Origin of the sequence: Bradyrhizobium macuxiense (assembly GCF_007993935.1) — a bacterium.
Taxonomy (GTDB): Bacteria; Pseudomonadota; Alphaproteobacteria; order Rhizobiales; family Xanthobacteraceae; genus Bradyrhizobium; species Bradyrhizobium macuxiense_A.
The window spans coordinates 450,561-471,953 of record NZ_VITY01000004.1 but is presented as its reverse complement, the minus strand read 5'-3'; the positions used below and the strand labels follow the sequence as shown (position 1 = coordinate 471,953).

Genomic DNA, 21,393 nt, shown 5'->3' with positions numbered 1-21,393 from the left:
ATCGGCGGCCTCCGGGCCGCCGATTTGTTTCTGCGGACCGCGCCGTGTCACCGTCGCTCTGCGTTGCGACACCTCGCGTCGCCGTCATTGCGAGCGAAGCGAAGCAATCCATTCCTCCACTTGCGGAGCGATGGATTGCTTCGTCGCTATCGCTCCTCGCAATGACGGGGATAGAGCGGTGCACTCCGTCACCCTGAGGAGGCCGCAACGCGGCCGTCTCGAAGGGTCGACGGCCACCAGCGGGGCCGCGCACCCTTTGAGACGCGCTTCGCGCTCCTCAGAGTGACGGGGATAGTGAATGCGCGCGGCGTTGGACGCTTACTTCGGAATCTCGCCGAAATTCTTCCCGACCGGCAGCACCGCATGGCGGATCAGGCGTGAATCCTCCACCGCGGCCTGACGGTGCTTGACCGCCTCGCGATAGACGGGATCGCGGATCATCTCGACGAAGGCGGCGACGCTTGGATATTCGGCGATGAAGCAGTGGTCCCAGCGTTCCTCTTGCGGACCGATCAGCATCAGCTCGAAGCGGCCCTGCCAGACGATGCGGCCGCCGAGCCGCTCGAACACGGGGCCGCTCTCGCGGCCGTAAGCGGCATAGGCTTCCGCGCCCGTGGCCTTGCGGCCGTCGGGATAGGCTGCCGATTCGCGCAAGCGCACCAGATTGAGCATGTGGATCGGGCCCGGCCGATTGTCGTCCCGGAACTGCGCGAACACGTCCTTGGTCGGATCGATATGGCCCATATGCGGTGCTCCCTGCTTCTTGTTCCAGCGTCATATAGCAACGCGCTGCCTCACCTCCTAATCCCCCGTTAAGCTTTGCGTAACCGCCCCTTAAACCAGGAACGCTAGCGTGCGCCCCTGTAAGGGTGAGCGTTGCGGATGGCGTGGGGACGTAAAAAAGGCGGTGGACGCAAGGAGCCGCTGTTCGGGCTTCCGGCCGCGCTTGCCGACCTCAGACTGTCGCCCTCCGATCGCATTCCCGGCGGCGGCGACGACGAAAAGCCCGCCAAATCGAAACCCAAGACCAGCGAAAGGAACGCCGACAAGAGCAGCGATTCCGGTAGCGAGAGACCGCGCCCGTCGCGCAGCGGCAGCAAGCGGCGCAGCAAGTCGCGCGGCTTCGGCATCGGCCGGCTGTTCTACTGGACCGCCGTGCTCGGCCTGTGGGCCGGCATTGCGGTGATCGGTGTCGTGGTGTGGGTCGGCGCGCATCTGCCGCCGATCCAGTCGCTGGAGATTCCCAAGCGTCCGCCGACGATCCAGATCGTCGGCATCGACGGCTCAGTGCTGGCGCAGCGCGGCGAGATGGCCGGCGCTAACATCGCGTTGAAGGATCTGCCGCCCTATCTGCCGAAAGCGTTCATCGCGATCGAGGACCGCCGCTTCTATTCGCATTTCGGTGTCGACCCGGTCGGCATTTTGCGCGCGGCCGTCACCAACGTGCTGCATCGGGGTGTGTCGCAGGGCGGCTCGACCTTGACGCAGCAGCTCGCCAAGAACCTGTTCCTGACCCAGGAGCGCACCATGCAGCGCAAGCTGCAGGAGGCCGAGCTCGCACTGTGGCTGGAGCGCAAGCATTCCAAGAACGAGATTCTCGAGCTCTACCTCAACCGCGTCTATTTCGGCTCCGGCGCCTATGGCGTCGAGGCCGCCGCGCAACGCTATTTCGGCAAGTCGGCGAAGAATGTGACCCTGCCGGAAGCTGCGATGCTCGCCGGTCTCGTCAAGTCGCCGTCGCGGCTGGCGCCGAACCGCAATCCCGAAGGCGCGGAACAGCGCGCCCAGGTCGTGCTCGCGGCGATGGCCGACGCCAAGTTCATCACCGAGGCGCAGGCGAAAGCTTCGATCGGCCAGCCCTCGATTGCGGTGAAACCGGCCGGCGCCGGCACCGTGAACTATGTCGCCGACTGGATCGGCGAAGTGCTCGACGATCTGGTCGGCCAGATCGACCAGGACATCATCGTGCAGACCACGATCGATCCGAAGCTGCAGGCCGTCGCAGAAGCTGCCGTGATCGACGAACTCGCCGCCAAGAGCGTGAAGTTCAACGTCAGCCAGGGCGCGCTGGTGGCGATGACGCCCGATGGCGCGGTGCGCGCCATGGTCGGCGGCCGGAACTATTCCGAGAGCCAGTATAATCGCGCGGTCACCGCGAAGCGGCAGCCAGGCTCGTCGTTCAAGCCGTTCGTCTATCTCACCGCGGTCGAGGCAGGGCTGACGCCGGACACGATCCGCACCGACGCCCCGCTCGACATCAAGGGCTGGAAGCCGGAGAACTACACCCACGAATATTTCGGCTCGGTGACCCTGACCCAGGCGCTGGCGATGTCGCTGAACACGGTCGCGGTGCGGCTCGGCGTCGAGGTCGGCGCCAGGAACGTCGTTCGCACCGCGCACCGGCTCGGCATCTCCTCCAAGCTCGAGCCCAACGTCTCGATCGCGCTCGGCACCTCGGAAGTGTCCGTGCTTGAACTGGTCGGCGCCTATGCGCCGTTCGCCAATGGCGGCTACGCCGTGTCGCCGCATGTGGTGACCAGGATCAAGACCAGCTCGGGCAAGCTGCTCTATGACCGCCCCGTCGATCCCCCCAACCAGGTGATCGAGCCGCGCTATGACGCGATGATGAACAGCATGATGCGCGAGACGCTGATCTCGGGCACCGCGCGCAAGGCCGAGATCCCCGGCTGGACCGCCGCCGGCAAGACCGGCACCAGCCAGGATTACCGCGATGCCTGGTTCATCGGCTACACCGCCAAGCTCGTCACCGGCGTCTGGCTCGGCAATGACGACAACTCGCCGACCAAGAAGGCGACCGGCGGCGGATTGCCGGTGGAAGTGTGGACCCGTTTTATGAAGGCCGCGCACCAAGGCGTGCCGGTCGCGGCGATCCCGAACTCGCAAGGGAGCTGGGCGCCGGCGAACCTGATGCAGATCTCGTCGCAGATATCAGCGCCATCCGCGCCGGCGGCCCCGATGCAGATTCAACCGCCGATGCAGGCGCCGCCACCCGCGCCGGTGCCATCCGGCGGCGGCTATTACCGCCAGCCCCCGCCGACGCCGGCTCGCGCATCGGCGCCACCACCCAACCCGAATGCGCGGCCGGAGGCTGCGGCGGGACTGGATGGCTGGCTGGCGGATCGGTTGTTTCGGTAGGCGATGCGTAGGATGGGTAGAGCGCAGCGAAACCCATCAACTTCGTGCCGCGGACATTAATTGATGGGTTTCGCTTCGCTCTACCCATCCTACGGAGCTGCCACAGGCGTCTCTGGGATACTGGATCGCCCGCTTTCGCGGGCGATGACAGCACAGATTTGACGCGAAGAGCCGCCTACTCCTGGATCCCGTAGCGGTGCAGGTCGTTGCCGTGGGTATCGAGCCAGGTCTTGGCACGCGTGACCGAGGCGCAGACCTTGTCGACCACCCGCCAGAACCGCGCCGAATGGTTCATCTCGACGAGATGCGCGACCTCATGCGCGGCGAGATAATCGAGCACGAAGGGCGGCGCCAGGATCAGCCGCCACGAGAACGACAGCGACCCCGCCGAGGTGCACGAGCCCCAGCGGCTGGACTGGTCGCGGATCGAGATCCGCCGCACCCGCACGCCGAGTTCCGCGGCGTGCAGTGAAGCCGCCTTTTGCAGATCCTTGCGCGCCTCGCGCTTGAGGAAGTCATGCACGCGTCGATCCATGTGCTCGACGCCGCCGGCGACGCAAAGGATCTTCTCGCCGCTGTCGCGCGTTTCGGTCCACACCGTGCCGCGCTCGCCCGAGCGATGTACCAGCCGATGCGGCACACCGCGCAACGGCACCACGGTGCCGGGCTGGAACGGCGCGGCCTTCGGCAAACGGCCAAGGCGGGCGGCGATCCAGCCGCCATGGATATTGGCGAACTCCTTGGCTTCGATGATCGTGCCGCGCGGCGGCATGGTCAGGATCGCTTCACGGTCGGTCGGATGAATCCTGAGCGTATAGCGGCGTGCGCGCCGGTGCCGGCGCAACCTGACAGTGAAAAACTGGGAGCCGTGTCTGACCAATACGGTCGCGGGTTCGGCAGGCCGCCGATAGAGGAGCGCGCGAGTAGCCATTTCTGAGAGTCCGGGGAGCAGGAGTTCGCCCGAACTTTGCCATATCCGCCGCCAGGGAAAGCGCTCGGCGCAAAAACAAATCATTTGCCCAATATACAGGGGTCGGCCGTTAATTGACCTCTACCGGCAGGGGTCGGAACCGGAATTTTTGCGATGAATCGGAGTCGCGAAAAAGGCCCAAGAGATGAAATTAAATTCATCACTTGAGCCTCGGCTGATTTGAGATTCTTTTAGTTAAATCAGTGACTTACTCGGACGCGATAATCGCGGCCGGGGTGATACCTATTCGGCTGCGGCGACCAAGGAAAGCCGCGTATTGGCCGCCGAAACCATGAAATCGGAGATCCGCGGCACGATTTCGGAGCGGAAACGCGACCCGTTGAACACGCCATAGTGCCCGACGCCCTTCTGCACGTAGTGGACACGGCGATGGTTCGGAATCGCGGTGCAGAGCGCGTGCGTCGCCTCGGTTTGACCGAGACCGGAGATATCGTCCTTCTCGCCTTCCACCGTCATCAGCGCGACGCGGCGGATCTTCGACGGATCGACCGGCTTGCCGCGATGGGTCATCTCGCCCTTCGGCAGCGCGTGCTTGACGAAGACGAGATCGACGGTCTGCAGGTAATACTCGGCGGTGAGGTCCATCACCGCGAGATATTCGTCATAGAACTCACGGTGCTTGTCGACGAGATCGCCGTCACCCTTCACCAGATTGGCGAACAGCGCCTTGTGCGCGTCCATGTGCCGATCGAGGTTCATGCTGATGAAGCCGTTGAGCTGCAGGAAGCCCGGATAGACATCGCGCATCACGCCCGGATGCGGGAACGGCACCTTGGTGATGACATTGTTGCGGAACCACTCGATGCCGCGCTCTTCGGCGAGGTTGTTGACCGCGGTCGGATTGCGCCTGGTGTCGATCGGGCCGCCCATCAGCGTCATCGACAGCGGCACGAACGGGTCGTGGTTCGCTTCCATCACGGAGACGGCCGCAACAACCGGCACCGAGGGCTGGCACACCGCGATCACATGCATGTTGCCGCCGAGCGCATGCAGCATCTCGATCAGGTAATCGACATAATCGTCCAGATCGAACCGGCCGGCCGCGAGCGGCACCATGCGCGCGTCGGCCCAGTCGGTGATGTAGACCTCGTGCGTCGGCAGGAACGCCTCGACCGTGCCGCGCAGCAGCGTCGCATAGTGGCCGGACATCGGCGCCACGATCAGCACGCGCGGCTGCGGCGAGCGCAGCGGGCGCGTCAGCTTGCGATCGAAATGCAGCAGGCGGCAGAACGGCTTTTCCCAGACCGTACGAACCTCGACCGCCGTGCGGATGCCGTTGACCTCGGTCGTCGGCAGGTTCCAATCCGGTTTGCCGTAGCGGCGGGTGGTGCGCTCGAACAATTCGCAGGCCGCCGCGACCGACTTGCCGAACTGGGTGTGGGTCCACGGATTGAGCGGGTTCTCAAACAGGATCTTGGTGGCGTCGGTCACCGCGCGCGCCGGATTGAGCGACGCCTGCGCCATTTCGTACATCCAGTACAGCGGCGTCGTGAGTGCCGGGCTGCCTCCCGCCGCCAGGGGCGGTGCACCGCCAAATTCACCAATGGGCATAGTATTTCTTCAGACCCCCTTTTGCGCTGCAACACTCTGACGAATGCGTAACAATGCGTCAATGCGCCGCGAGCCCAATATGGGGTCGATATCGGGTTAAAACCCCGAGAATCCACGCGAAAGTGACATTTATTCACCACTGTTGAGCAGCGACCCGTTGCGCTTGGCGCTCTGCAAAAGGGCAAGGAAGATCGCAAAAGAGGCAGCAAAGAGGATGGCGTTGATGGCCAGCGCCCACGCCATCAGGTCGGGGCGGAAGACGTGATCGATCAGCAGCGACCGCATGCCTTCGAACACGTAGGTCGGCGGCAACGTCCAGGCGACAATCTGCAGCCAGGCCGGCAGCACCTCGACCGGATAGTAGATGCAGGCGAGCGGCATCACCGCGAACATCAATGTCCAGACGATGCTCTCGGCCCCTAACCCGTTGCGCAGCACGAGGCCCGAGGCGAACACCCCGACCGACCAGCTTGTGAAGATCAGATTGCAGAAGAACGCGATCAGCGGCAGCCCGATGGCGTAGAAATTGAAGCCGAAAAAGAACAGCGCCAGCAGCGTCATCGGGATCACGCCGATGGCGAGCCGGATCAGGCTCATGATCATCAGCGAGAGCAGGAATTCGATCGGCTTCAGCGGGCTCATCATCAGATTGCCGAGATTGCGCGCCCACATCTCTTCCAGGAACGAGATCGAGAAGCCGAGCTGGCCGCGGAACAGGATGTCCCACAGGATCACGGCGCCGATCAGCGTGCCGCCCGCTCTGGCGAAAAAGCCGGATGCCTGCGAGATGTAGTTCTGCAAGAAGCCCCAGGTGATGATCTGCAAGGCCGGCCAGTAGATCAGCTCGAGGAGCCGCGGCCATGACGACATCAGGAGATACCAATAGCGCAGCACCATCGCATTGATGCGTTGCAGTGAAATGCCGTGCGCGTGATGGCTGGCGATCTCGCTCATGATGTGCCCTCCCGCAGGCGGCCGCGCGCCACGTCGAGAAACACCTCTTCCAGCGTGTCGCGGTTGTAGCGCGCCATGATCCGTTCCGGGCTGTCGTCGTCCTGAATCTTGCCGCGCTTCATGATGATGACGCGGTCGCAGAGCCGCTCGACCTCCAGCATGTTGTGCGACGCCAGCAGGATGGTCGCGTTATGGGTCTTGCGATAGGTCTCGAGATGCTGCCGCACCCAGTCGGCGGTATCCGGGTCGAGCGAGGCGGTCGGCTCGTCGAGCAGCAGCAGGTCCGGCTCGTTGATCAGCGCCTTCGCCAGTGCGACGCGGGTCTTCTGCCCGGCCGAGAGCTTGCCGTTGGAGCGGTCCAAAAATTCCTTGAGATCGAGATCGGTGGCGAGCTGGTCGATCCGCTCGCGCAGCTGCTTCACGGCATAGAGGCGGCCGAAAATGGTCAGGTTCTGCCGCACCGTGAGCCGCATCGGCATGTCGACATAGGGGCTCTCGAAATTCATTCGGCCGAGCACGTCATAGCGCTGCTCGGGGATTTTCGCGCCCAGCACGCTGACGCGGCCCGAGGTCGGCAGCACCAGCCCCATGATCATCGCGATCGTCGTGGTCTTGCCGGCGCCGTTGCCGCCGAGCAGGCCGGTGATGCTGCCGCGCGCGATACGGAAGGAGATGTCGTCAACCGCGTGGGTGGTCTTGTAGAGCTTGACCAGGTCCACGACCTCGATCGCGGCCGATCCGTCCTGATCGGCCACCGGCGGCTGATTGGGCGCTTGCGCCTGACCTGTCCCGCGCTGTTGCATATGGTCGTCATTGAGCCATTGCGACAATAAGCGCAAGGCTTGGTCTGCATCCTTGCGCTAAGTCGCGAATTTGTGCGCCGCCCACGGCAAAGCTAAAGTCCCTGACATGACCGACGTCGCTTCCGATTTCCGCCAACCTCGCCGCTATGTCCGCCTCGATACGATCCTGCGGCTGCGCTGGCTCGCCGCACTCGGCCAGCTCGTCGCAATCTTCGTCGTCGCCCAGGGATTGGAATTCGACGTTCCGATCGTGCCGTGCGTCATCATTGTGACGTTCTCGGCGCTGCTCAATCTGGCGCTGCAGATCGCCTTCAACCCGATGCAGCGGCTGGAGCCGGCCTATGCCGCGACCTTGCTCGCCTTCAACATCGTCGAGCTCGGCGGGCTCTTGTACTTCACCGGCGGCTTGCAGAACCCGTTCTCGTTTCTGTTCCTGGCGCCGGTGCTGATTTCGGCCACGGTGCTGCCGATCCGGCTGACGATCGCGCTCGGCTGCCTTGCGGTCGCCTGCGCCTCGGCGCTGTTCTTCTATCATCTGCCGCTGCCCTGGGATGGCGACGATCCCCTGGTGTTGCCGCCGATCTATCTGATCGGCGTCTGGCTCTCGATCCTGCTCGCGATCGGCGTCACCAGCCTCTATGCGTTCCAGGTGACCGAGGAGGCCCGCCAGCTCTCCGATGCGCTTGCCGCGACCGAACTCGTGCTGACGCGCGAACAGCATCTGACCCAGCTCGACGGTCTCGCCGCCGCCGCCGCGCACGAACTCGGTACGCCGCTGTCGACGATCTTCCTGATCTCGCGCGAGCTCGAGAAGACGGTGCACGACCCGGCCATCGCCGGCGACCTCAAGACCGTGCGCGAGCAGGCGCAGCGTTGCCGCGACATCCTGAGCAAGATTGCGCAATTGTCATCAAGCGGCGCGCCGTTCGACACCATGAAGCTGTCGACCCTGATCGAAGAGGCGGTGGCGCCGCATCGCGATTTCGGCATCAACATCAAGGTGCGGCTTGCTGTCGCAGCAACGCGCGAACCGGTCGCCGCGCGCAATCCCGCGATCCTTTATGGTGTCGGAAATATTCTCGAAAATGCGGTCGATTTCGCGCACCAGACCGTCGAGGTGAATGCATGGTGGAACGCTGAAACCATCGAGATCGTCGTTTCCGACGATGGCCCGGGCATCGCGCCTGATATGCTGAAGCGGATCGGCGAGCCGTATCTGTCGCGCCGCCGGGGCGCAGACGAGGCCCAAAATGCGCGTGGCGGCTTGGGCTTGGGTGTTTTCATCGCACGGACGCTGCTGGAACGCACCGGAGCCAAGGTGTCGTTTACCAATCGGCCATTCCCCGATCACGGCGCCGTGGTGCAGATCGTCTGGCCGCGCGAGCGCTTTGAGGAATCCGCGCCCGGTGACGAGGCCGAAGCTTAAGAACGGTTCTTAATCGCAACGTCTGGCATACCGGATGCAGCACTGTTTCCAGGATGGCACGCGACTTTCGGCTGCCTTGGCAGCGCCGCACTAGGTCCCCATATTATAGGTGTCTGCCACAGGGAAAAATGGAACGTGAACGCCATCACTGAACTGAATGACCATGCCGACCGCTCGCTCCTCATTGTCGAGGACGACAAGCCGTTCCTGGAACGCCTGTCGCGCGCGATGGAGACGCGCGGGTTCGCAGTGAAGTCATGCGACACGGTGTCTGATGGTCTCGCCGAGATCGGCCGCGCCGCGCCCGCTTTCGCAGTCGTCGACCTCCGCCTCGGCGACGGCAACGGTCTCGACGTCGTCTCGGCGTTGAAGCGCAAGCGCCCCGAGGCGCGCGCGATCGTGCTCACCGGCTACGGCAACATCGCCACCGCCGTGACCGCGGTGAAGATGGGCGCCGTCGACTATCTGTCGAAGCCCGCCGACGCCGACGACGTCGTCGCCGCGCTGCTGGCGACCGGCACCGAGAAGTCCGAGCTGCCGGCCAATCCGATGTCAGCGGACCGCGTGCGCTGGGAGCACATCCAGCGCATCTACGAGATGTGCAACCGCAACGTCTCCGAGACCGCGCGCCGCCTCAACATGCACCGCCGCACCCTGCAGCGCATCCTCGCCAAGCGCGCCCCGCGCTAGGCGAAGTTACATATTGTCTTGCGATGGCCGGGCTCAGTCCCGGCCATTGGCTTTTGTGGCGTGGCTTGCTTCGTAGGATGGGTGGAGCGAAGCGATACCCATCATCTCTCCTTGCGCTTCGAAGCTGATGGGTTTCGCTTCGCTCTACCCATCCTACGGAATCGCGCTGCTAAAACTCGTGCCCCTGCGGATCGACCAGCCGGTTGATCCGCTGTGCCGCCGCCATCGCAAAGCGCACCGTCATCGCCTTGCGCGTGGCCGCCGGCAGGCGATGCTCCGGTGCCTCGCAGTGCAGATGCGCGCCATAGGCGTCGGCGATGATCAGGCCGGTGTCGACCGGGAAGATCTCGCACGGCAGGTCCTGCGTGAAGGCGAAGAACAGCCGGTCGCAATGCATCCGGTAGTCCTGCCATTTCTGGTCGGCGCGCAGATCCTCGAGCGATGACTTGATCTCGACGATCCAGATCTCGCCGCGCTCATTCAGCGCCACCAGATCGGCCCTGCGGCCGGACGGCAGCGGCAACTCGCTGATGCAGGAAAATCCCAGCGATCGCAGGAGCCGCGCGGTGCCGCGTGCGATCGCAAGCGCGGTCTCCGACTGACGTCGGTCGAGCGCAGGCACGAGCGCGATCTGGCGGGCGGGTGACTCCATCTCGTCAGAGTAACCGATTCCATCGCGCGACGGCAGCGCCGGAATCGGCCGCAAATTCGCGAGGAAGGCGCCTTGATTCCGGCCTCAAGCCACCGCGAAACCGATGGAACCTGTGTTCCGAGGGACGAAACCACTGCAGGAGAGACCCATGCGGTCACGCATCACACTTCGCTCGTTCGTCTTCGCTCTCGCAACCCTGCCGCTAACAGCGGGATTGTCCTCGGCCATCGCCAAGCCCGTGGTCGAGGTCGCCTTCGTGCTCGACACCACGGGTTCGATGGGCGGATTGATCGAGGGCGCCAAGCGCAAGATCTGGTCGATCGCGACCGCGATCGTCGATTCCAATCCCGACGCCGACATCAGGATGGGCCTGATCGCCTATCGCGACATCGGCGATGAGTATGTGACCAGGAAGGTCGAGCTGACCCGCGATATCCAGGACCTCTACGCCAATCTGCTGGAATTGAAGGCGCGCGGCGGCGGCGACTGGCCGGAGAGCGTCAACGAGGCGCTCGACGTCGCCGTCAACAAGATGCAGTGGACGCAGGGACGCGACGGCACGCGCATCGTGTTCCTGGTCGGCGACGCGCCGCCGCACATGGACTATGCGCAGGACATCAAATACCCGGTGACGCTCGCGGTTGCCAAGCAGCGCGACATCATCGTCAACGCCGTGCTCGCCGGCAACGCACAGGATACCGAGCGGGTGTGGCGCGATATCGCGCAGAACGGCAACGGCGAGTTCATCCCGATCCCGCAGGACGGCGGCCAGATCGTCACCATCGAGACGCCGTTCGACGAGGACATCATCATCCTGCAGCGCGAGATCAACGGCACCGTGATCCCCTACGGGCCGCGCGCGCTGCAGAAGCGCACGGAATCCAAGACCCAGCAGCTCGCGAGCGTCGCCGCGGCCTCGCCGGCCCGCGCATCGGAGATGGCAAGCTTCATCAACAAGCGCGCCAAGGTGACGTCGGAGGCGGTCACCGGCGACGGCGACCTGGTCGCCGACGTCGCGGCCGGCCGCAACGAGATCGCCAAGGTCAAGGAGGAAGACCTGCCCGACAACCTCCGTGCCATGAAACCCGAGGCACGCAGCGCCGAGATCGACAAGCAGATCACCCAGCGCAAGGCGCTGAACGAGAAGCTCGCCGCACTGGTCGCCAAGCGCGACAAATATGTCGCCGAGCACCGCAAGAGCGCGCCGAAGGCGTCGTCGTTCGATCGCGTGGTCGAGGACACGTTGAAGGCGCAGATCAAGCGGTAACCAATCGGCGCGACTTGCCGTCCTGCGACCTCGCAGGACGGCGCTCGCAGCAGGAACCCATCGCAGCCTCGCCACTTATCTCCCGGCCGCTGCCATGTGCGGACCGGAGAGGATGGCCTGGTGATCGACGACCTCTGGTACAAGAATGGCGTGATCTACTGCCTGTCCGTTGGCACCTACATGGATGCCAATGGCGACGGCATCGGCGATTTTAGCGGCCTGCTGCGGCGTCTGGATTACCTGAACGGGCTCGGCATCACCACGATCTGGCTGATGCCGTTTCAGCCTTCGCCAGACAGGGACGGCGGCTACGACATTTCGGACTATTACGGCGTCGATCCGCGCTACGGGACGCTGGGCGATTTCGTCGAATTTGCCCATGGTTGCCAGCAACGCGGCATCCGCGTGATCATCGATCTCGTCGTCAATCACACCTCCGATCAACATGCCTGGTTTCGATCGGCGCGCAGCTCAAAGGACTCGCCGCATCGCGACTGGTATGTCTGGTCGGACAAGAAGCCCGCCAACGCCAACAAGGGCATGGTGTTTCCCGGCGTTCAGACGTCGACCTGGACCCGCGACAAGCAGGCGGGCGCCTGGTACTTCCATCGCTTCTACGATTTCCAGCCGGATCTCAACACGTCGAACCCGCACGTGCAGGCCGAAATCCTCAAGATCATGGGGTTCTGGGCCCAGCTCGGCGTCTCGGGATTCCGCATGGATGCGGTGCCCTTCGTGATCGCGACCAAGGGCGCTTCAGTGCGTAAGCCGGTCGAGCAATACGACATGCTGCGATCGTTTCGCGAATTCCTGCAATGGCGCCAGGGCAACGCGATCATCCTCGCGGAAGCCAACGTGCTGCCCGAGACCGACATGGAGTATTTCGGGCGCGACGGCGACCGCATGCACATGATGTTCAACTTCCACGTCAACCAGCATTTATTCTACGCGCTGGCATCAGCCGATTCGAAGCCGTTGGCGAAAGCCTTGATGGCGACGAAGCCGCGGCCCGCGACCGCCCAATGGGGCCTGTTCCTGCGAAATCACGACGAGCTCGACCTCGGCCGCCTCACCAAGGCGCAGCGCGAGACGGTGTTCAAGGCATTCGGTCCGGACAAGCGCATGCAGCTCTACGACCGCGGCATCCGGCGGCGCCTTGCGCCGATGCTGGGCGGCGACCGCCGGCGTCTGGAGCTCGCCTATAGCGTGATGTGTACGCTTCCCGGCACACCGGTCATCCGCTACGGCGATGAACTCGGCATGGGCGACAATCTCGACCTGCCCGAACGCACCTGCGCGCGCACGCCGATGCAATGGTCGACCGAGCCACACGGCGGCTTTACCGAAAGCGACCGGCCATGCGTGCCCGTGATCGACGACGGCCCCTACGGCTATCAGCACGTCAATGCCGCCAAGCAGCGGCGCGATCCCAACTCGATGCTGAACTGGACCGAGCGCATCATCCGTATGCGCAAGGAAGTCCCCGAGGTCGGCTGGGGCGACTTCAAGATTATCGCAACCCGAAATCCCGCCGTCCTGATCATTCGTTACGACTGGCGCAACAACTCGGTGCTGTTCGTGCACAATTTCGCGGAAAAGCCGCTCGAGATATCGTTCGACGTCGGATTGCCCGACGACGCTGGCAATCTCCTCGTCAACCTCCTGACCGAGGATCACAGCCGCGCCGACGATGCCGGCCGTCACAAACTCCTGATCGAGGCCTATGGCTATCGCTGGTACCGGGTCGGTGGGCTCGACTACCTGCTCAAGCGCAGCGATATCGACACCAAGGCGCCCCGCACGTCCCGCTAGTCATCCTGATGCGGCCCCAGGATCACGCCTTCATTGGCGCGCAGGTCGAGGACGCCTTCGACCTTCTCGCCCTGCCGATCCATGAAGGTCGACAGCAGAACCTCGTTGCTGAAGCCGATCGCGCTGGACGAGACCGATGCGGGTGCCGCGCCGAAATTCAGCGCGATCACGGCAACACCTTCGGCGGCGCGGCGCCGGAACAGCAGCACATCGCCATGCGCCGCCACCGGCTCATAGCTGCCACGGACGAGTTGCGGCAGCTTGCGCCGCAGCGCGATCAGCGCCTTGTAGAGGTTGAGGATCGAGGTCTCCTCCGCCTCGAGGCTTGCGACGTTGTCGCTTGCGAAATCCTGCGCGAGCGGCAGCCACGGTGTGACCGTCGAGAAGCCGGCATGGCGCTCGGCGCTCCATTGCATCGGCGTGCGGCAGCCGTCGCGGCCGACGCCGAGACCAGGCACGTTCTTCTCGAAGGGATCGCGCACCTGGCTAGGCGCGATCGCAACCTGGTGCATGCCGATCTCGTCGCCGTAATAGAGCGTCGGCGTGCCGCGCAGCGTCAGTAGCAGCATCGCAGCTACCGGCGCCTGCGCCGGCCCCACCCGGCTCGCGACCCGCGGCCGGTCGTGATTGCCGAGCACCCAGTTCGGCCACGCCCCAGGCGGCAACGCCTTTTCGTAATCGGCGATGATCTGCTCGACCGAGCGCGCGCTCCACAAGGTCGACAGCAGCGCGAAATTGAACGGCATCTGCGCGCCGCGCAGATCGTTGCCGTAATAGGCGACCAGCCGGTGCAGCGGCAGATAGATCTCGCCGATCAGCACGCGGTTGTCGAACTCCTCGGTAACGCGGCGCATCTCGGTGATCACAGCATGGACTTCGAGCTGGTCGGTCGAATATTGCGTCAGCACCTTCTCGTGCGGCGGCCGGCCCTCGCGGTAGTGCGGGTTGGGCGGATTGTCGCGGAATTCGGCATCCTTGATCAGGTGCCAGATCACGTCGACACGAAAGCCGTCGACGCCCTTGCGCAGCCAGACGCGCATCACCTCGTAGATCGCGTCCCTGACCTCGCGATTGCGCCAGTTCAGATCGGGCTGCTGCGCAAGGAAGGCGTGATAATAGTATTGGCCGGAAGCTTCGTCATAGGCCCAGGCGCTGCCGCCGAATTCCGACAGCCAGTTGTTGGGCGGACCGCCATCCGGCGCTCCATCGCGCCAGATGTACCAGTCGCGCTTCGGATTATCGCGCGAGCTCTTCGCCTCGATGAACCAGGGATGCTGGTCGGATGTATGGTTCGGCACCAGATCGAGGATCAGCTTGAGGCCGGAATCGTGCGCGGCCGCGACCAGCGCGTCGAAATCCTCCATCGTGCCGAACAGCGGGTCGATGCCGGTGTAATCGGAGATGTCGTAGCCGAAATCGGCCATCGGCGAGGTGAAGATCGGCGACAGCCAGACCGCGTCGACGCCAAGCCGCGTCAGATAAGGCAGCCGCGCGATGATCCCCCGGAGATCGCCGACGCCGTCGCCGTCGCTATCCCCGAACGAGCGCGGATAGACCTGATAGAAGATGCCGCGCCGCCACCAGTCCCGCTCGTCCTGATCCATCCCATTCCCCCTCGCTCGTCGCCCCGTGTCCCCGGGGTTGTCCGAGTTCAGGGATGACGCACAATTCGGGACAGAATAATGGCGCTGCAGCGCGTCAGTGGCGGGCCATCGCCAGCTGATAGATGGTGATCAGCACCTCGAACAGGATCAGGAAGACGATGATCAGCTCGAGCCGCAGCGAGCGGCTGGTGTCGATGATATCGGTCAGCACCTGCGATGTCTCGGCGACGACCGCGAGCTTGCGGTTCAGCGATTCCGCGCGCTCCTTCAACTCATACTCGTCCTCGAGCCTGGCATAGAGCCGCTCGAGCTGCGGCTTGTCCCAGAGAATGTCGGGCTTCTCCGACACCTCGACCGGTCCGGCCACGCGATGCCGCACCAACAGCGCGTTGCCGATGTGCTTGAGGATCGCAACGCGGCCGCCGTTGACCCGGCCGCCCTTGGCGAGCTCGCGTGCAAGCGGCTCGGTCGTATCGAAGACGGCTCTTACCTCGCGCTCATGCCGCGCCAGCACCACGCTTTTCGCCAGCGCCTCGCCGACCAGGATCAGCCGTTCCGGCGACAGGCTTTGCAGGTAGATCGGACCGCCCGGCGGAATCTGGTCTTCCCTCTCCGCGGCGAGCTCGATGATCGCGATCTCCTCTTCTCGTCGGGAGAACAAACCGGTCATGCGCGACTGCAGGCTGCGCAGGAATTCATCCTCCTCCAGCGCATTGAGCCCGATCAGAACCACGACGCCGTAGCGGAACAGGACCGCGACACCATTGTCATTGACGCGAAACGCCAGCGGCGTCGTGGCCAGCACGTCGCCGCGCTCGAGGCCGGACGTGTTGATGCGGTCCGCGACGAAGAAGGCGCGAGCGGTGGTCCGGGGTCCGCCGAGCGGTGAGTTGGGAGCCTGGGTCATGAAGTTCCGGACTGCGAGGACTTGACGCGTGATCGAGAGCAACCGCCTACCAGTCGGCTCACGAACTTGTTGTGCTGGAGGTGACCTTATCACGGTCCGTTTTGGGATCACACGCCGGGGCAGGCGCATTTCCCGTGCGTGTTGACGGCATTGCCCGGTAGCCTATGGTGCCCCCATGAACGAGACAACCGACACCAAACCGAAGGCCGGCGCGATCATCGTGCCGGTGACGCTGTTCGAACAGAACTGCACCATCATATGGCACGAGCCCACCAAGAAGGCCGTGGTGATCGACCCCGGCGGCGACGTGCCGAAGATTCAGGCCGCGATCAAGCAGACCGGCGTGACGGTCGAGAAGATCTGGCTGACCCATGGTCATATCGACCATGTCGGCGGCGCCGCCGAATTGCGCGACGCATTGCAGGTCAAGATCGAGGGCCCGCACATCGCGGACAAATATCTGCTCGACAACGTCGTCTCGAGCGGCGAACGCTTCGGCATGACCGGGGTGCGCAATTTCGGGCCCGACCGCTGGCTCGATGAAGGCGATCAGGTCTCGATCGGCGACCTCACCTTCGACATCCTGCACTGCCCCGGCCATTCGCCGGGCAGCGTGGTGCTCTTCAACAAGGAGCTGCGCTTCGCCCATGTCGGCGACGTCTTGTTCGCCGGCTCGGTCGGACGCACCGACCTGCCCGGCGGCAGCCATTCGACGTTGATCCAGTCGATCAAGCAGAAGCTGCTGCCGCTCGGCGACGATGTCGGCTTCATCTGCGGCCATGGCGCGGGATCGAGCATCGGCCAGGAGCGGATGACGAACCCGTTCCTGACCGGCGAGATGTAGCTCCTCGTTTGCGCGTGATCTTTTCGGAAAACCGCTTCGCACTTTTCCGGATCATGCGTTGACCTTACGGCTGCTTCATCAGCCCCGCGGCGGTCAGCGCCCGCGTGATGACGCGGCTGACATTGACGCCGTTGCTCCGCGGCTTGCCTTGCTGCTTGGCTTGCTTCTTTCCCGGCCGGCCGCTGCTGCGACCGGTTGCAGGCTCGGGCTTGTCCGCAGGCACCGGTATGGTCATCGAGATCGTATCGGCGTTCTCGCGCGGCACGCCGGTCGGCGCGATCTGCGGCTGACGGACCTTGTCGGTCAGGCCGAAGAAGCTCGCGATGTGATAGGACGAGGAGATCCCGGCCTCGATCAGGAACGCGCCCTCGACGCCGTAACGCTCATCATTGCCGGCAAGGCCGAGCGGCGTGCCATGCGCCATGTCGGTGATCGAGTAGGATTCGACCAGCGTCTCGCCGTCGGCATTCCACCACACCTCGCGCGGATGGCCGTCGACATCGGCTTTCGACATCGCCGCAAGCGGCAGGCCGTGCAGATCGAGCCACTGCCGGACGACCGCATCGGCGTTGCCCGGATGCACGGTGCGGTCGGCGCTGCCGTGCCACACCGAGATCCGCGGCCAATCACCCTTGTGCGTCGATGCCTTGCGTACGAGGTCGCCGAGCTCGGGCGCCGACAATGCACTGCCTTGCATCATGGCGCCGAGCGCCTCCCGCAGATTGCCGGCGACACCGAACGGCAGCCCGGCGATGATGGCACCGGCCGCAAACACATCCGGATAGGTCGCGAGCATCACGGTCGCCATCGCACCGCCGGCGGAGAGGCCCGTCACGAAGATCCGGCGCGGATCGATCTTGTGCGCGCCGGCGATGTGACCGACCATCTCCCTGATCGATGCGGCTTCGCCCTGGCCGCGCGCGGTGTCTTCCGGATCGAACCAGTTGAAGCAGGTGTTGGCGTTGTTGGCGGATTGCTGCTCGGGCATCAGCAGCGCGAAGCCGTAGTGCTTCGCCAGTGTCGACCAGCCGGCGCCGAGATCGTATGACGCAGCGTTCTGGCCGCAGCCATGCAGCACGACGACGAGCGCGGGCGATCGCGCCAGTTGCTCGGGCACATATGAGAACATCTTCAGCGCGCCGGGATTGGCGCCGAATTCTGTCGTCTCGACAAGCGGCGTCGGCACGGCCGCCGGCGCAAGCGCACCGAGGCCGTTGAACGCGTTCATCTTGGGCAGATGACGCAGAAATTCGATGTTGTTGACCAGCGACAACAGCAACTCCTGAGGTGATTTATTCTTGTGTGTCACCCGATCAGATAATTGCTGCACTGCGAAATAAAAAGGCCGTGTGCTGTCTTTCCCCGTGGAATAGTGAGATTCGGCGTTAACGCGTGATCGGAACCGGACAAAGCGCGGATCGCTCGAAATAGTTGCCTTAGCACCTTGTTCGAGCATGAACTTTTCGAAAATGACGCACCCTCGCCGGCGGATTCATGCGGTGGCGCGGCGCATCCATGACAGAAATGCGGCTGAAATTGATATCGACAGCACAAACAATGCGCATGCCCCAAACAACGCCAGATGTGCTGATCTCGCGCTCTCAATGGCGAAGAACACCGCGCCGATCGCGGCAACGCCGGCCGCATTGCCGATCTGCGTCGTGGTGCCATACATTCCGGAGCCGGCTCCGGCGCTTGCTGGCTTCACGCTCGACAGCACCGCGCTCGATAGCGGCGCCATCACCAGGCCCTGACCGTAGCCGAAGATCATCAGCACCAGCGCGAGCAGTAGCGCCGACGGTGCTGCGATCACCTGGACCGTCGCGACCAGCACACCGAGAACAACGATCTGCAGCGCGCAGCCCTCGATCAGCACCAAGGTGCCGCGATGCCGCGCGCGCACACCGCTGTGCCGCGAGGCAATCACGAAGGTCAGCGCGAGCGGCACGAACACCAGCCCGGCCTGCAGCGGCGGGATCTGCAGACCCTTCTGCATGAACATCGTCATGATCAGGTAGAAGGACAGATTGGCAAAGAAGAAGAAAAACACCGCGACCAGCCCGCGCATGAAGGCGGCATCCGACAGCAGCGACAGGTCGATCAGCGGCATGCCGCCGCGGCGCGCGACGCTGCGCTCGAGCCGCACGAAGGCCGCGATGACGGCAACCCCCGCCGCCATCACCAGCCAGACCCACGCCGTCCAGCCGAGATCGTGCCCGAACAGCAGCGGGCCGATCAGGCACAATAGGCCCACGAACAGCACGATCGCGCCGGGAATATCGAGCCGCGTGCCGGCGCGGCGCGGCACCGTCGGCATGATCTTCAGCGCCGCCGCGATGATGACGACGCCGAACGGCACGTTGACGAAGAACACCGCGCGCCAGCCGAGGCCGGCGAGATCGAGCGTCACCAGCACGCCGCCGAGCATGAAGCCGGCCGCGCCCGCGAGCCCCAGCACGATGCCGTAGATTGCGAAGGCCCGCGCACGCACGGCGTCGGAGAACAGCAGATGCAGCGTCGCCAGCACCTGCGGCACCATCAGCGCCGCGGTCGCGCCTTGCGCGAGCCGTGCGACGATCAGCTCCGGTCCGGACTGCGCGAGACCGCACCACAGCGACGTCACCGAGAAGCCCGCGACGCCGGCGATGAACACGTTCCTGGTGCCGTGGATATCGCCAAGCCGACCGCCGGTGACCACCAGCGTGGCATAAGCGATCAGATAGATCGCGATCACGGCCTCGATCTGCGCCGGCGTTGCGTGCAGCTCCGCGGCGATCGTCGGGATCGCGACATTGACGATGAAGGCATCGACGCCGAACATGAACTGGGCGGCGACGACGATCGCCAGCACCCACCAACGGCGAGAAGTCTCCGCGCGCGTCGCAACGATCTGGTGCATGCCCTGTCCTGCCCGAAATGACGATACGGCCGACATCAGCAGATTCCGGTCATCCGTTCGATTACCTTGGACGTAAGCGTTGGTTCACGGGCACGTCATCCATGGCGATGCCGCTGCGGCCGGCGCTCCGCCGCACAACTTGCGTTGATGCGCTGGGAAACATTCCGGAGGACGGCAATCGCCGCCGATTTGCGCAACAACCATGCGGGCGCCGCAACCCCGGAGCATTGCCTTGCTTTCGCCCACCCCGTAGGTTGGCGGAAAGCCCCCGATAACAATAAGTTGGAGAGAACGACCAATGGCGCGCCTCAAGTTCGGAGCCTTCCTCGCCCCGCATCACCCGATCGGCGAGCATCCGATGCTGCAATTCCGCCGCGACCTCGATTTCGTCGAACAGCTCGACGCGCTCGGTTACGACGAATTCTGGTGCGGCGAGCACCATTCCTCGGGATGGGAGACCATCGCCTCGCCGGAAATGTTCCTGGCCGCCGCCGGCGAGCGCACCAAGCGCATCAAGCTCGGCACCGGCGTGATCTCGCTGCCCTATCACCATCCCTTCAACGTCGCGCAGCGTATGGTGCAGCTCGACCACATGACCGGCGGCCGCGCCATCTTCGGCTCCGGCCCCGGCGCGCTCGCCTCCGACGCGCATACGCTCGGCATCGACCCGATGACCCAGCGCGACCGCCAGGACGAGGCGATCGCGGTGATCCGCCGCCTCTTCAACGGCGAACGCGTCACCGCCAAGACCGACTGGTTCGAGATGCATGACGCCGCGCTGCAGATCCTGCCGCTGCAGGAGGACATGCCGTTCGTGGTGGCCTCGCAGATCTCGCCGTCGGGCATGACGCTGGCCGGCAAATACGGCATCGGCATCATCTCGCTGGGCTCGATGTCGACCCAGGGCCTGATGGCCCTGCCGCAGCAATGGCAGTTCGCCGAGGATGCCGCCGCGAAGGCCGGCACCACGGTGAGCCGCGCCAACTGGCGCGTGCTGCTGTCCTGGCACATCGCCGAGACCCGCGAGCAGGCACGGCGCGAGGCCGGCGCCGGGCTGCTGCGCTGGCACAACGAGTATAACGTCGGCACCTTGATGCGGCCGGGCCTGACCGCGTTCGCCTCCGCGGATGAAGCGGTCGACAAGACCGCCTTCGTCGAAGGCGCCGCGTCGACCATCGGCACGCCCGATGATCTGATCAAGATGATCAAGAATCTGGTCGATGTCTCCGGCGGCGTCGGCTCGATCATCGGCTTCGCACATGACTGGGCCAACATCGAAAACACCCGCCGCAGCTGGGACCTGGTCGCGCGCTATGTCGTGCCGGAGATCAACGGCTATATCGACGGCCTGCGCAAGTCGCGCCAGTTCCTGGTCGACAATCGCGGCGTGTTCGAGCGCGCCGGCCAGGCCGTCATGGCCAAGATCATGCAGAACGACAAGGCCGCCGCCGCGCTCCAGCAAACCGGCACAGGCCGCGTCGCCATCCCGGCCGTGAATGCGCCCGATCTTGCGAAGGAAGCCGCGAAGCAGAAGGTGTGATTTGCGGCTCGCGCCCCTGCAGGGCGGAGGAACGCACATTGCGCTACATCCACCGCTGTCGTCCCTGCGAAAGCAGGGACCCATACTCCGCGGCGTGTGTTATGAAAGGGGCTCGTCGTTCCAGCGTCGTTCAACAATGACCATTCGTGGTTATGGGTCCCTGCTTTCGCAGGGACGACGGCGAATATGTGGCGCGCTCGAAAGGCTCGTTCGGTGTCATCACCCGCGCATGGCTTTCGCGGGTGATCCAGTATTCCAGACAGCAGTGCCTGAATATAGAGAGGCCGCGGCGTACTG

General features: G+C 64.3%; 17 protein-coding genes. 7 read left to right on the top strand and 10 right to left on the bottom strand.

All coding sequences use genetic code 11. The features are described from left to right. Positions 1-318: 318 nt before the first annotated feature. The gene (locus FBZ93_RS13455) at positions 319-744 is read right to left on the bottom strand and encodes a DUF1330 domain-containing protein (protein ID WP_146986416.1); all 426 of its coding nucleotides are present in this window, start codon (positions 742-744) and stop codon (positions 319-321) included. Positions 745-882: 138 nt separating this feature from the next. On the opposite strand from FBZ93_RS13455, the gene FBZ93_RS13450 reads away from it, so the two are divergent. Then, positions 883-3,156 carry a transglycosylase domain-containing protein gene (locus FBZ93_RS13450; protein ID WP_146986415.1) on the top strand — a complete coding sequence of 758 codons (2,274 nt, stop codon included), beginning with the start codon at positions 883-885 and terminating at the stop codon, positions 3,154-3,156. Between the two features lie 175 nt (positions 3,157-3,331). Here FBZ93_RS13450 and FBZ93_RS13445 read toward each other — a convergent pair whose 3' ends face one another. From FBZ93_RS13445 to FBZ93_RS13430, 4 genes are all read right to left on the bottom strand, one after another. Next, positions 3,332-4,171, bottom strand: a complete 840-nt coding sequence (locus FBZ93_RS13445; protein WP_146986414.1) for a M48 family metallopeptidase — start codon at positions 4,169-4,171, stop codon at positions 3,332-3,334. 198 nt (positions 4,172-4,369) lie between these two features. Beyond that, positions 4,370-5,698 carry a polyhydroxyalkanoate depolymerase gene (locus tag FBZ93_RS13440; RefSeq protein WP_146986413.1) on the bottom strand — a complete coding sequence of 443 codons (1,329 nt, stop codon included), beginning with the start codon at positions 5,696-5,698 and terminating at the stop codon, positions 4,370-4,372. A 129-nt stretch (positions 5,699-5,827) separates the two neighbouring features. Next, positions 5,828-6,652 (bottom strand): ABC transporter permease, encoded by an 825-nt coding sequence (locus FBZ93_RS13435; RefSeq protein WP_146986412.1) that lies wholly within the window; start codon positions 6,650-6,652, stop codon positions 5,828-5,830. Continuing rightward, the gene (locus tag FBZ93_RS13430; RefSeq protein ID WP_146986411.1) at positions 6,649-7,455 is read right to left on the bottom strand and encodes an ABC transporter ATP-binding protein; all 807 of its coding nucleotides are present in this window, start codon (positions 7,453-7,455) and stop codon (positions 6,649-6,651) included. The genes FBZ93_RS13435 and FBZ93_RS13430 overlap by 4 nt, the downstream gene beginning before the upstream one ends. Positions 7,456-7,561: 106 nt before the next feature. Here FBZ93_RS13430 and FBZ93_RS13425 point away from each other — a divergent pair, with 106 nt between their 5' ends. Together FBZ93_RS13425 and FBZ93_RS13420 are read left to right on the top strand one after the other, a co-directional pair. After that, positions 7,562-8,881 (top strand): ActS/PrrB/RegB family redox-sensitive histidine kinase, encoded by a 1,320-nt coding sequence (locus FBZ93_RS13425; RefSeq protein ID WP_146986410.1) that lies wholly within the window; start codon positions 7,562-7,564, stop codon positions 8,879-8,881. 135 nt (positions 8,882-9,016) lie between these two features. Further along, on the top strand, positions 9,017-9,571 hold the full coding sequence (locus FBZ93_RS13420; RefSeq protein WP_016845514.1) for an ActR/PrrA/RegA family redox response regulator transcription factor: 555 nt from the start codon (positions 9,017-9,019) through the stop codon (positions 9,569-9,571). 169 nt (positions 9,572-9,740) lie between these two features. On the opposite strand, the gene FBZ93_RS13415 is transcribed toward FBZ93_RS13420, so the two are convergent. Then, positions 9,741-10,223, bottom strand: a complete 483-nt coding sequence (locus FBZ93_RS13415; protein ID WP_146986409.1) for an MmcB family DNA repair protein — start codon at positions 10,221-10,223, stop codon at positions 9,741-9,743. A 148-nt stretch (positions 10,224-10,371) separates the two neighbouring features. Here FBZ93_RS13415 and FBZ93_RS13410 point away from each other — a divergent pair, with 148 nt between their 5' ends. Next, entirely contained in the window at positions 10,372-11,490 is a 1,119-nt protein-coding gene (locus FBZ93_RS13410; protein WP_146986408.1) for a vWA domain-containing protein, read from the top strand. 120 nt (positions 11,491-11,610) lie between these two features. Further along, entirely contained in the window at positions 11,611-13,302 is a 1,692-nt protein-coding gene (locus FBZ93_RS13405) for an alpha-amylase family protein (protein WP_146986407.1), read from the top strand. On the opposite strand, the gene FBZ93_RS13400 is transcribed toward FBZ93_RS13405, so the two are convergent. Further along, complete coding sequence (locus FBZ93_RS13400; protein WP_146986406.1) at positions 13,299-14,906, bottom strand: alpha-amylase family glycosyl hydrolase; 1,608 nt, start codon at positions 14,904-14,906, stop codon at positions 13,299-13,301. The genes FBZ93_RS13405 and FBZ93_RS13400 overlap by 4 nt on opposite strands. Before the next feature lie 94 nt (positions 14,907-15,000). Beyond that, positions 15,001-15,813 (bottom strand): RMD1 family protein, encoded by an 813-nt coding sequence (locus FBZ93_RS13395; RefSeq protein ID WP_146986405.1) that lies wholly within the window; start codon positions 15,811-15,813, stop codon positions 15,001-15,003. 175 nt (positions 15,814-15,988) lie between these two features. Here FBZ93_RS13395 and FBZ93_RS13390 point away from each other — a divergent pair, with 175 nt between their 5' ends. Next, positions 15,989-16,657 carry an MBL fold metallo-hydrolase gene (locus FBZ93_RS13390; RefSeq protein WP_146986404.1) on the top strand — a complete coding sequence of 223 codons (669 nt, stop codon included), beginning with the start codon at positions 15,989-15,991 and terminating at the stop codon, positions 16,655-16,657. Positions 16,658-16,721: 64 nt separating this feature from the next. Here FBZ93_RS13390 and FBZ93_RS13385 read toward each other — a convergent pair whose 3' ends face one another. Beyond that, on the bottom strand, positions 16,722-17,930 hold the full coding sequence (locus FBZ93_RS13385; protein ID WP_167529026.1) for an extracellular catalytic domain type 1 short-chain-length polyhydroxyalkanoate depolymerase: 1,209 nt from the start codon (positions 17,928-17,930) through the stop codon (positions 16,722-16,724). Between the two features lie 219 nt (positions 17,931-18,149). Further along, positions 18,150-19,556, bottom strand: coding sequence for an MFS transporter (locus tag FBZ93_RS13380; RefSeq protein ID WP_146986403.1), 1,407 nt, complete (start codon positions 19,554-19,556; stop codon positions 18,150-18,152). 298 nt (positions 19,557-19,854) lie between these two features. Here FBZ93_RS13380 and FBZ93_RS13375 point away from each other — a divergent pair, with 298 nt between their 5' ends. Then, positions 19,855-21,096 carry an LLM class flavin-dependent oxidoreductase gene (locus FBZ93_RS13375; protein ID WP_146986402.1) on the top strand — a complete coding sequence of 414 codons (1,242 nt, stop codon included), beginning with the start codon at positions 19,855-19,857 and terminating at the stop codon, positions 21,094-21,096. Positions 21,097-21,393: the final 297 nt, after the last annotated feature.

Excerpts from the sequence above, each read along its gene's own strand:
- FBZ93_RS13440 (WP_146986413.1), bottom strand. The coding sequence starts at position 5,698 with ATGCCCATTGGTGAATTTGGCGGTGCACCGCCCCTGGCGGCGGGAGGC.
- FBZ93_RS13455 (WP_146986416.1), bottom strand. The coding sequence starts at position 744 with ATGGGCCATATCGATCCGACCAAGGACGTGTTCGCGCAGTTCCGGGAC.
- FBZ93_RS13410 (WP_146986408.1), top strand. The coding sequence starts at position 10,372 with ATGCGGTCACGCATCACACTTCGCTCGTTCGTCTTCGCTCTCGCAACC.
- FBZ93_RS13395 (WP_146986405.1), bottom strand. The coding sequence starts at position 15,813 with ATGACCCAGGCTCCCAACTCACCGCTCGGCGGACCCCGGACCACCGCT.
- FBZ93_RS13425 (WP_146986410.1), top strand. The coding sequence starts at position 7,562 with ATGACCGACGTCGCTTCCGATTTCCGCCAACCTCGCCGCTATGTCCGC.
- FBZ93_RS13375 (WP_146986402.1), top strand. The coding sequence starts at position 19,855 with ATGGCGCGCCTCAAGTTCGGAGCCTTCCTCGCCCCGCATCACCCGATC.
- FBZ93_RS13445 (WP_146986414.1), bottom strand. The coding sequence starts at position 4,171 with ATGATTTGTTTTTGCGCCGAGCGCTTTCCCTGGCGGCGGATATGGCAA.
- FBZ93_RS13435 (WP_146986412.1), bottom strand. The coding sequence starts at position 6,652 with ATGAGCGAGATCGCCAGCCATCACGCGCACGGCATTTCACTGCAACGC.
- FBZ93_RS13430 (WP_146986411.1), bottom strand. The coding sequence starts at position 7,455 with ATGCAACAGCGCGGGACAGGTCAGGCGCAAGCGCCCAATCAGCCGCCG.
- FBZ93_RS13400 (WP_146986406.1), bottom strand. The coding sequence starts at position 14,906 with ATGGATCAGGACGAGCGGGACTGGTGGCGGCGCGGCATCTTCTATCAG.
- FBZ93_RS13390 (WP_146986404.1), top strand. The coding sequence starts at position 15,989 with ATGAACGAGACAACCGACACCAAACCGAAGGCCGGCGCGATCATCGTG.
- FBZ93_RS13380 (WP_146986403.1), bottom strand. The coding sequence starts at position 19,556 with ATGCACCAGATCGTTGCGACGCGCGCGGAGACTTCTCGCCGTTGGTGG.
- FBZ93_RS13450 (WP_146986415.1), top strand. The coding sequence starts at position 883 with ATGGCGTGGGGACGTAAAAAAGGCGGTGGACGCAAGGAGCCGCTGTTC.
- FBZ93_RS13415 (WP_146986409.1), bottom strand. The coding sequence starts at position 10,223 with ATGGAGTCACCCGCCCGCCAGATCGCGCTCGTGCCTGCGCTCGACCGA.